9 protein-coding genes are annotated in these 11,616 nt (G+C 38.8%); all 9 read left to right on the top strand.

The window, feature by feature from the left end:
* Positions 1–10: 10 nt before the first annotated feature.
* The gene (locus tag B7982_RS08130; RefSeq protein WP_088660289.1) at positions 11–1,402 is read left to right on the top strand and encodes a histidine-type phosphatase; all 1,392 of its coding nucleotides are present in this window, start codon (positions 11–13) and stop codon (positions 1,400–1,402) included.
* A gap of 6 nt (positions 1,403–1,408) precedes the next feature.
* The gene (locus B7982_RS08125; RefSeq protein ID WP_088660288.1) at positions 1,409–2,485 is read left to right on the top strand and encodes a tetratricopeptide repeat protein; all 1,077 of its coding nucleotides are present in this window, start codon (positions 1,409–1,411) and stop codon (positions 2,483–2,485) included.
* A 9-nt stretch (positions 2,486–2,494) separates the two neighbouring features.
* Positions 2,495–3,658: an iron-containing alcohol dehydrogenase family protein gene (locus tag B7982_RS08120; RefSeq protein ID WP_088660287.1), complete on the top strand. Its 1,164-nt coding sequence runs from the start codon at positions 2,495–2,497 to the stop codon at positions 3,656–3,658.
* Positions 3,659–3,667: 9 nt separating this feature from the next.
* Positions 3,668–4,600 (top strand): bile acid:sodium symporter family protein, encoded by a 933-nt coding sequence (locus B7982_RS08115; RefSeq protein ID WP_088660286.1) that lies wholly within the window; start codon positions 3,668–3,670, stop codon positions 4,598–4,600.
* Between the two features lie 42 nt (positions 4,601–4,642).
* Positions 4,643–5,248, top strand: a complete 606-nt coding sequence (locus tag B7982_RS08110; protein ID WP_088660324.1) for a LemA family protein — start codon at positions 4,643–4,645, stop codon at positions 5,246–5,248.
* Between the two features lie 105 nt (positions 5,249–5,353).
* Positions 5,354–6,529, top strand: coding sequence for a hypothetical protein (locus B7982_RS08105; protein ID WP_144065937.1), 1,176 nt, complete (start codon positions 5,354–5,356; stop codon positions 6,527–6,529).
* A 10-nt stretch (positions 6,530–6,539) separates the two neighbouring features.
* Complete coding sequence (locus B7982_RS08100; protein ID WP_088660284.1) at positions 6,540–6,878, top strand: hypothetical protein; 339 nt, start codon at positions 6,540–6,542, stop codon at positions 6,876–6,878.
* A 379-nt stretch (positions 6,879–7,257) separates the two neighbouring features.
* Positions 7,258–8,772 (top strand): hypothetical protein, encoded by a 1,515-nt coding sequence (locus tag B7982_RS08095; protein WP_144065936.1) that lies wholly within the window; start codon positions 7,258–7,260, stop codon positions 8,770–8,772.
* Positions 8,747–11,614: a hypothetical protein gene (locus tag B7982_RS08090; RefSeq protein ID WP_088660282.1), complete on the top strand. Its 2,868-nt coding sequence runs from the start codon at positions 8,747–8,749 to the stop codon at positions 11,612–11,614. The genes B7982_RS08095 and B7982_RS08090 overlap by 26 nt, the downstream gene beginning before the upstream one ends.
* Positions 11,615–11,616 lie beyond the last annotated feature (2 nt).

Below are 11,616 nucleotides of genomic sequence, written 5' to 3'. Positions count from 1 at the left end.
TATTGGGGACATGAAAAAGTTGGATTTTGCCAAGGGCATTTTTATACTCGCGACGGGATTTTTCCTCACTGCACCCGTGAACGCGCAAGTTAGCGACGAAGAACTCGCAAAGCACCCCGAATTTACTTCTAGCGGCTATTTAGTGTACCCGGAACCCGTAAATATTAAATATACCAAGGCACCCGCCGGCTACAAGCCGTTCTATATCAGCCATTATGGGCGTCACGGCAGCCGCTACCACCACAGCGCCGAAGAGTACACCTACCTTTTTGAAACACTCGCCAAGGCAGATTCCGCCCAAAAACTCACCGAACTTGGCAAACAGACACTCGCCTACACAAAAGTCCTCGTAGACAAGGCAGCCCCGCGCAAAGGAGACCTCACGCAAGTGGGCGTCAAGCAGCACGAAGGGATTGCAAACCGCATGTCCAAGAATTTTGGGGACGTTTTCAAGGACTGGAACGTCGGCGGAAAAAAGGTCACGCCGTATGTCAGGTCATATGCGAGCACGAGCGGCCGCTGCATCGTGAGCATGGCCGCATTCATCGGGGAACTCCGTTCGCTGAATCCGAAAATCCATTCCGAACTCATCTCCGGCAAAAGCTATATGAAGTTCATCAGCGCCTTTGACTGGGGCAAGCTCGACTATTCCAAAGTCAAGACGTACACGGACGAAAGCGACAAGCTCTGGAAAAACGTGAATCCGCAATCGTTCCTAGAAAAGCTATTCAATGACTACAAATACGTTGCAAATAACGTAGACACCAACGGGTTCTACAACCATTTCTTTGAAATTGCGACATCGCTCCAGGGGATGGATAAACCGCTCCTCGACGAAATTGCCCAAGCCGCCAAAGTGCCCGCCGATACTTTTGTAAACTTGTTCACAACTGAAGAAAAAATTGCACGTTGGAAAGCGCAAAACGCCTGGTGGTATAGCCTCGAAGGTACAAGCCCGCTCATCAACCGCCCCGATGGCCTCAACTTTGCAAAGCCCACGCTCCAGAACATTTTGGAAGAAGCCGACGAAGCGATTGCCATTGATACATCGATAAATGCGCGCGCAGCCCAAGCGCCGATTGCAGCCACGCTCCGCTTTGGCCACGATGCCACACTCCTCCCGCTCACAGCCCTCATGCAGTTGCCCGTCGCAAACGCCAAGGTTTCGGACCTCTCCAAATTGCACGAACAGTGGAACGACTTTAGAATCATCCCAATGGCGGCAAACTTGCAGATAGTCTTCTACAAATCAAACAACAAGCCTATCCTCGTCAAGATTTTGTACAATGAAATTGAACAGACGTTACCTATCGAATGCAAGGCTGCGGACAAATGCCCCGCCGCCCCGTACTACCGCTGGGATGATGTCCGTAACTTCTATAGCGCCCTTCTCAAGAACTAATTTATCATGAAAAAATCCATTGCCCTCATTTTTGCTCTCGCCGCCACGCTTTTTGCTGCGCCAAACGCAACTTCTAAAGCAGCGACCAAGACCTCAAAAGCCGAAGCCGTCAAAAAGCTCGTCGATCAAGGCGTGCAATTCCACGAACAAGGCCAATACGATGAAGCCATCGCCAAGTACAAGGAAGCCGAGAAGAAGGATCCGAAAAGCGCACTCGTCAAATACGAGATGGCTTTCACGTACCATGCCAAGCGCGACCTGGACAAATCGCTCACTTACGCTAGAGCCGCAACAAAGCTCAAAACCGATGGCATCGAAGAAAATCTCTACAGTCTGCTCGGCACCGTTTACGATGACAAGGGCATGCCGGATTCCGCGCTCGCCGTCTACCGTGAAGCATTTGCCAAAGTGCCAAATTCGTTCAACATCCCGTACAACGCAAGCATCACGTACATGCGCATGAACAACGCAGACAGCGCCTACGCCTGGATCAAGCGTAGCATCAATAACTCGCGCGTCCATGAAGGTAGCCATTATTATATGGGATTCTTGGCAAGTCAAATGGGCAAATGGCCGCAATTCTATGCGTACACCATGTACTCCACGTTCATTAGCAAAAAAGCCGAAATCATCCGCGACAACCTTTCGAGACTTTACGGCCGTACAAAATCATTCGTTTTCGTGAAAGACAAAAAAGTCGAGATGAACACGCCCAAAATCAAGCAGACCGACAGCGATTCCACCGTCAACAACGAATTTCTGCTCGCCATCCAAACCATGCTCGTCACGGACACACTCGGCAAACGCAAGCTTTACGACCCGGATTCCACTTCCGCACAGCAAACGGAATTCCTGATCCACATCCTCGAAAAAACAATCAAACTCGTTGCCTTCACCGACGAAATCAACGACCCGATCCAAAGATTTTATCAGGGACTTATCCGCGAAAGTCTCGTGGAAGCGTTCATCTATTCCCTTTGCGAACCGATTGACCGCCCGACATTTGCGCAGTGGCTCATCAAGAACCGCACGGAACAAGCACGACTTTACCAGTGGTTCAACAAAGAATGGCTGATGCTGTAAGGAGACATCATGCGATTTTACGTACCTACGGACATTTACGTTGAAAAGGATTGCGTGAAGAACCACGCGAAAGAATTGCTCGCCATTGGGAAGCGCGCACTCATTGTGACCGGGCATAGCTCCGCCAAAGCAAACGGCTCCCTAAATGACGTGACCGAAGTTTTGAACAATGGGGGAGTCGCCTACCAGATTTTTGATGAAGTCGAAGAAAACCCGTCTACCGATACGGTAGGGAAGGGCGCACAAATTGCAAGGGATTTCGGCGCTGATTTTATCATCGGCATTGGGGGAGGTTCCGCTATCGATGCCGCCAAAGCCATGGCAATCCTCCTCGTGAATCCAAGCGTAATCGCAGATGAACTGCACAAAACACCTGCAAAACCGCTAGGCCACGCGCCCGTTGTCGCCGTACCGACCACTTGCGGAACAGGCTCCGAAGCAACGCCGGTCGCCATCATTACAAACCACAAAATCAATTTAAAGAAGAGCATCCCGCACCGAATTTTCCCCGTGCTTGCGCTCGTTGACGGAAAGTATCTCGCCTCCGCCAAAAAGCAACTGATTGTAAACACCGCTGTCGATGCGCTCGCGCACATGGTCGAAAGCATCTTGAACGTTCACTCGAACATACTCAACCGCATGTGTCCGGAATACGGCCTCAAGCTCTGGGGAGAGTGCAAGGAAGCGCTTATTGCCTCGGTCGCTGCGAACAATACCGCCGCGAATAATGCCTCGGGAAATGCCGCACTAGATGTCGCGACCGTCGATGCAAGCTTGTACGAAAAACTGATGTACACCTCCACAATCGCAGGCATGTCCATCGCCATGACAAGCACCGCCGTACCGCACGGCATGAGTTACGATCTCACGCTCAGCAAAGGCACGCCGCACGGCCCCGCCGTCGGCTACTTCCTCGCCGCCTACGTCGAAATCTGCCAAAAGAAAGTTCCAACCGATGTTGAAAAAATCCTCTCGCTTTTGGGATTGCAAAGCGTTGAAGAATTTGCAGAAATGCTCCGCAAGCTCATCGGCACATGCACCGTCACCCGCGAATTGCGTGACCAGTTCGCTGCCGCGATGAAAGTGAACCGTTCCAAACTCGACCTCGTTCCCGGCGGCATTACCCCCAAAGAAGTCGAATTCATCTACGATAAATCTCTGATTGTAGAGTAGGGAAGTCCAATGCGTATTCTTGAAAAGATTAGCGAATTTGTTGGCAAGTGGATGGCAATTGTCGTGCTCGCGATTGCAGCGCTCTCGCTGTTCGTCCCCAAATCAACACTCTGGATTGAACTTTCCTGGGTGAATTACCTCCTGATGGTCGTAATGTTTGGCATGGGTCTCACGCTCAAACTCAGCGACTTTGCACTCGTATTTGCGCGACCGAAAGAAATCACCATCGGCTGTGCAGCACAGTTTATCGTGATGCCCGCGCTCGCGTTTTTGCTTTCGAAAGCTTTCGGACTCGATGCCGCGCTGATGGCAGGCGTGGTTCTCGTGGGTACTTGCCCGGGCGGCACCGCGAGCAATGTCATCACTTACCTCTCGAAAGGCGATGTCGCACTTTCCGTCGGCATGACCAGCGTAAACACCTTGCTTGCCCCGATTTTGACACCGGCAATTACCTACCTGTTGCTCCGCACGACCGTGAATGTAGACGTGATGGCGATGTTCCTTTCTATCGTGAAAGTCGTGATTGTCCCGATTGCGCTCGGGTTCGTCATCAACAAGTTTTTTGGCAAGTGGACCGCTCGCGCCGTGAAAGTGCTTCCGCTCGTTTCCGTAATTGCCATCGCGATGATCGTAGCCGCCGTCGTCTCGCACAATGCCGCAAAAATCATCTCGACAGGCGCCATTGTTTTTGCCGTGGTGATTCTCCACAACCTCCTCGGTTACGGCTGCGGATTTGGACTCGGCAAGCTATTGCACTTTTCCACCTCCAAGACCAAAGCGCTCTCCATCGAAATCGGCATGCAGAATTCCGGACTTGCCACAAGCCTTGCAGGCACCGCATTTTCGTCACTTGCGATGGCGACCGTCCCCGGCGCAATTTTCTCCGTATGGCACAACATTTCCGGTGCGATACTCGCGAACATTTACCGCCGCAAGGAATAAACGCAAAATTTGTATATTGACACCGTAAAAACCGGAGAAATCATGAAAAAAGCTTTAATCGCCGTCATCGTTGTCGTCGTCATCCTGCTCATCATCGTTGGGAAGGGCATCGGCACTTACAACAACATCATCGCCCTCGAAGAAGGCGTCAAGACCCAGTGGGCTCAAGTCGAAAACACCTACCAGCGCCGTTTTGACCTCATCCCGAATCTCGTCAGTACCGTGCAAGGCGAAGCCAACTTCGAAAAGAGCACCCTCACCGAAGTCATGGACATGCGTAGCCGCATGGGCGGAACCATCAAGCTCGACGAAAGCCTCATGAACGACGAAGCGGCCCTCAAGCGCTTCCAGGAAATGCAAGGCACCCTCAGCGGAGCCCTCCAGCGCCTCATGGCCGTCTCCGAAAACTACCCGGATCTCAAGAGCAACAAGAGCTTTCAGGAACTCCGCGTACAGCTCGAAGGTGCCGAAAACCGCATCGCCGTGGAACGCAAGCGCTACAACGAAACCGTGCAGGCCTACAACACCACCATTCGCCAGTTCCCGACAAACCTCGTCGCAGGTTTCGCAGGCGCCTCCCCGAAAGCCCTCTTCTCCGCTGACGCTGGAGCAAGTACAGCACCCAAAGTGCAGTTTGATATAAAATAAACGCGCGGAAAACGCCTCGCCAAAAACCTATCAGGCCCGCCACAAGCGGGTCTTTTTTTATTTTATCTTATAAATAAATTGATGTGAATTTTGGGAAGAATAAAAATGCGTATAAAATTTTCATTGTTTGTTCTGTGTAGCGTAATTCTGCTTTCATTTGTAGCTTGTTCAACGAATAAGAATAGTGAGAATCGTTCCCCTGAATGGCTTGCTCGTAACCATCTCTCAAAAAATGCAACTGGAAAAATCGTATTGTATGAGGAAAAATATCTGCCGTTTTACGATTATATAGCAAGAGACTCCGCCGGTGGCAAAATTGAAGATTTTACCACTATGTATAATGTTGATTCTCTTGAAAAACTTTGCTTAAGAGATAAAGATTCTTATTGCAGACAAATTTTTCTTACTAATAATTCTATCGCCTTTGTGCCTTTTTACATGCCTGATAATTCAGAAAAAAATGATTCAAATGTAACGATTGTTATTGTCAATAAAAAACAACAGTGCGTACACGGAGAAATACGAAATTATCGGAAAAAAGGTGCTGTTAGTGAAAGCTATAGAGCGTGTAGAAGCCCGGAAATGATTAATGATGAAAAAGTTGCTAAGGTCCAAATGTATGTTCTTATAGCTGTATTATGTCTTGGTGCATGCTATCTGTTATTTTCTTTAACAAAAAAATTAATAGCCTTTATAAAAAAAGGCAACAAATTCGAGTCGCTAAATCAAAACTTAAAAGCTTTTTTGAAAAGAAAGAAAGATTCATTTGAACAGAACATTCCAAAAAAAGAAATAAAAATCAAAACGTTTATTACAGTCTTTTTCGCTTTCTTATTGCTTGGTTATTATTTTGTTTGTGGAGGTGGACATGAAGACCGTATTAAAGATAGATATCCTATTTTTTGTAAATCACCTTATAAAAAATCATATCTCGACTATTTTGGTGCATGTAGAATAAATGGAAATGTGCTATATACTGAAATGGATCCGTTGGATGTTCCCTTTTTGCATTTGTTTGTCTTTGACTCCTATGGAATATACGAAACGCACCACCTGAAGTGCGTAAATAAGAATGGAGAAGATGTAACTATATTAACTTATAAGGAAGACTATGTTTGGGGTATGCAAGAACCACATCCTATCCGTTTTTGGATAAAAGAAACAGCTGATTCAGTTAAAATCTTTTATGATCCGGAGCCTATAGGTGGATTTATTGTTGAAAATAATCCTTTTTCAAAGAGCTTTGTGATTGAAAAGCAAGACATGAAAAATCTAAAATAGAAGGTGTGTTATGAAAATCAGTAGCCCGTTAATCAACCGTTTTTTATCCTTGACCTCTTCTTTGCTTTTACTCCTGTTCTCGTTATCTGGAATTATGGATTTTATCCATGGCAAAGTACATTTTTTATCCGTTCTAAGCGGCTTTGCATCGGTCCTCTATTTTGTCGCTGCTATTTTGTTGATACTTGATTTCTTGAACTTGGAAATGGCAATAGTTAAAAAAAGAGTTTGGATACCATTCTTCTTTATTGGATTTGCGATAAAAATATCCCCTTTTGTTTTCATTATGGTATTTTCATTTATCAGATCTATTTATGCTTTTTGCCGTCTTGGCGGAAAATTTTACTAGAAAAAATCTACGCAGTCAATCTAATTCACCATGCCAAGGACACCATACGCAAAGCGTCTTTCTCGACCAAGTGTAACGCGGAAGAGAATCCATAAAAGACAGTGTCATCCTGAGCGAAGTCGAAGGATCTAAAGCATTTAAAATCGGTCATCGTGAAGAACGATGACTTTTTTCTATTTTTTACGCACTTATATGTAAACAAAAACAAACATAAATCTTACATTATTATGACTTCATATTTTTATTCTGTTATTTTAATTAGAATAAAATATATTTGGCAAAATAAAATAATCAAAAAAAATTTCTTATGAACATTAAAGATATCTCATTCATGATATATGGGTTATTAATACCGATATTTTGGATGATTATTACAATCATGTCTATTACATTTATTGCATTTACATTAAATAAATATAAAACTATAAATAAGATGACAAATTTTATTAAAACCAAATATTCAGCAATAATTACTTTAATAAAGTTTTTTTATTTTTCTTGGTTGATTCGATATGAAAAATGCCCTAAAGAATATGGCCTATTTTATGATTTTCAATCATTACTTCCCTATAACGGCATAAAATGGGATAAAACTTTTGATGCACTACATTGGGCTTTAGCAGAACCTAATGTTAATAACATTGCTATTACTGGATATTTCGGATCAGGAAAAAGTTCTTTTTGGGAAAGTTACATAAAACAAATTAAAGAAAAGAAGCTTGATAATCGTGAAATTATAAATATTTCACTAGCAAAATTTTCATGCAAATGCGACAAAAATTTTAAAAGCGATGAAAATCCTTCTGAAAAAAGTAAGTACGATGTAAAACCTTCAGATTCTGGATATAAAGTTTTCTCTGGTGAGGAAATTTCCGATTATGACCAATGGAGAATTTATCAGGAGCAGAAAAAGAAAGAAGAAGAGCTAGAAATAGAAATTGAGCGTGGAATACTTGAACAAATTTTATACTCAGTTGAAAACGATGAAATACCAGCATCCCGATTCAAAAAAATAAATGATATATCTGATAGGGAGTTATTGTGCAAAACTTTTTTAATCTTAATATTTATCACTTGTATTTTTTTTCTCACCAACTCTGATAAATTCATAAATTTAGCTTGTAATCATCTAGCTTTATTTCTTTTATCTTTTATTTTCATATTTATCTGTCTATATACATTCCTACTACACATAAGTCCCATACACTTATCAAAAATTTCTTGCCACCAATTTGATATTCATTTCGAAGATAACAAAGGCGGTTTATTCAGTCAAAATATAACGGAACTTGTTTATTTTTTTGAAAAATTGAAAAATAAAAGAATAGTTGTTTTTGAAGATCTTGATAGATTTAAATCTTCTACAATATTTTCAAAACTACGAGAATTAAATCACATATTAAATAATGTTCCAAGTATAAAATCAAATCAAATTATTTTCATCTACATGATAAGAGATGATATTTTTTCAAAATATGAACGAACAAAATTTTTTGACTTCATTATACCCATAGTGCCCGTATTAACTAAAGACAATGCAACCGGATTTATACTAAAAGAAATGAAAGAGATTGAAAAAGATTGTGGTAGGCAATATATTGAAGATATTTCTCCATTTTTAGGCGATTTACGGCTATTAAAAAATTGCGAAAACGAATACAAAATATACAAATCAGTTAATGAATCATTTCTAAGATCAAAACTAGAAAATGATAATAAAACATTGAAACAATCAACGTGTCAATGGATTTTTTCAATGATTTTATACAAGAACTTATATCCCAAAGATTTTCAAAAATTGTTACAACATGAAGGATTACTTTATTATTGCATCCATAAAGCAAAAATAGATTACTTTAAAAAGTTGGATGAAAAAAAAGACAAGGGAAATTAAAATGATTAATCCATCAGAAGATTCTAAATCATTAAAAGATCTGCTTAAAGACAATCAATCATTAATTAAAATTATACAAAGTTCCAAAAATATAATAGAACGTGAATATAATGATCAAGAAAAAGTCAACGAAGACTTTCTTTTTACCATGTTATCTAAAGGATATATTGATGAAAATTATAGTGATTTTCTCTCTACATCTTATGAAGAATTATTTGAAAAAGATGAATATGCATTTTTAAATAATTTAAAAGAAAATAATGAACCCGATTTTAAACTAACAATAATTAATACACAATCTGTTGAAAATAAAATCAAATCATATCAATGGTCGCATCCTTCTATTTTAAATAACAATATATTAACTGATTTAATAAATAAATCACAATCATCTAAGCTAGAGAGTTTCATAATTGCAATTTTAAATTATTATGAAAAATACACAAAAAATGATTTTATTGATCAGTATGTTGAATCTATAAATTGGCCAAATGATAACCAAAATATCATAAATGTCTTACTTAATGAACTATTAAAAAAATTACAATCAGATATTCCTATAGAAATAAAAAAATCGCTCCTATTATCTTTTTTTAGCAATAATTCAGGTCCCCTATTTTGCCAATTGCTCTACACCAACACCAATTATGATGATATTATCACAAAACCGCTTAATAGTTTTTTTGAAGACAGGCAATCTGTCTTAGTCTATACATTAAATGAAGCCATAAAAAATGAGGATTTAAAAAAGAAATTATCTGCTTCCAAACTTGAAATCGAAAAAATTTCAATTTTTAGTGACGCTACTCAGCAATTATTAGTAAATAGCGCAATGTTCCAATTATCAAAAGCTAATTTAGACTATCTTATTGCAAAACAAAAAGAAATTCCTCCTCATTATTACTATGACTTCATCAGAAATAAAAAAAAACTGAAAAACAAAATATTTGAATCAGCTGACATTGAAAAATTTGTAAATGAAATTCTTTTGACTGAAAAGATAATTAACATAACACCAGAAGGGATTGTAGATCTTCTCTTTACAACGTTAATTTTAGATGACATTGCTGAAAAAGTTACAGCAAAATTAAGTAATGAATTTATAGATTTAACATACTTACCAAAATTACGTAAAGACGGTACAATAGCTATTTTAGCGCTTAATACAAGTTTATTCCACATTTTAATCGAACAGAACAAAATAAAAATAGACTTTAATAACGTCCTATATTTATCTTCTAGTTGTACCGCTGAAGATACAATTTTATTTGCTCAAAAACAAATAAATAAGCAAGTACAAAATATATCTTTATATAATATAGATACATTCGCTAAAAACCATTTTTTATCTTCTTTCTATAGTTTTCTTCTAACAGAACAAAAAGTAAGTTTAGATTTATTTGAAAAGGAATCTGAATTTTTAATATTACAAAATGTTGATTTTCTAGATTTAATTGATTCAATAATCAAAGAAAAAAAAGCTGTTACAACAAACAAAATGCAAATGTTGGTAGAATTAGCTTTTAAAAGAACCAATCTATACAACAACTCTAGCAAAACATTCCTTACAATTATAAAAGAAAATTTTCATTACTTTTATAATAACTTCAATAGAATAAGAACTAATTGTTATACACACATTCATCTTAAAGATTTCAATAACAAAACTGTTGATTACACATCTAATCACTGTTGGGTATTAAATTTGTCCATTCTTCTAAAAAACGAATTCGAAATCCTTGAGCAAGAACATCTAAACTCTATAATAAGCATTATTTCATTCGGTGACTTAAATGAAATAATAAAAGAATGGAGTTATAATATAGGCATTTACAACACATCGAAGATAATTGATGGTCTTTTAAACGAAAAATGTATTAACACATGGTTGAGTAAATTTGAAAAAAATACAATACTAAATTTCATTAATTCAATTAAAAATTATTTAGATTACGAAACGGAATATAAATTAATCAGTCTTATCGACAAAGAAAACATATCTCAAATCAATCAAATTGCACAAAAATATGAAATAGCATCATACTCCATTATTGATTACAATTATTCTGATTCATATTTTAAAGAAATAATCGCCCACCTTCAAAAAGATTTTAATATTCATTGGGAAAAAATAAAAAATAGCGCCCAGAAAATATCACACTATATAAGTTTCGACAATCAAAAAATGATTAACAATTTATTTGTTCTTGGACGATATTTCTATGATGCAATGGAAAATGGTAAAATTTACGTTGATGACTTCTTTTCTGAAAAAAATACTACATTATTAAATTTTTCCAAAAAATTCCAACTAAACCCTATTCTTTGTGGACTAATTTTCGAAGCTTATTTTGATCAAAAAGGAAAACTAAAAAGCGAATCAAAAAAAATGTTCTTCGATCAACTCGTGGAACACCTAGAATTTTATAAAGGTTCAAAAAGCCTTGATTTCATAAAAGAATGCTTAAAACTATTCAATAACCGAGTTATTTATATTCCAGGAGACCCAGATATAATCTTTAAAATCAATGGAAATATTATAGAGAACGAAATAGAAATCAATTCCATTACGTGCTTTGGAGTTGAACTCCTTACTAAGCCCCAAAATACTTCCGACACAGGTATTCTTGCAGTTCAAGGTAGCAAAAGCGATTTAATTAGATCAATCCGTCAATATTTCACCATACCTAATTATCGTATAAAATTGGAACCAACTTTTGAAAATTACATGATAATAAACGGAATGGACTTTATTCAACCATTAAGCTCAATTGCTCTACTTATTAATAAAAAGAAACTCACTGACAAGAAATTAAAAAACATTGAGAAAGATTTTCAATAAAA

Source organism: Fibrobacter sp. UWB2 (assembly GCF_002210425.1).
Lineage (GTDB): Bacteria > Fibrobacterota > Fibrobacteria > Fibrobacterales > Fibrobacteraceae > Fibrobacter > Fibrobacter elongatus.
The sequence above is the reverse complement of the archived record's forward strand: the minus strand, read 5'-3'. Positions and strand labels throughout refer to the sequence as shown.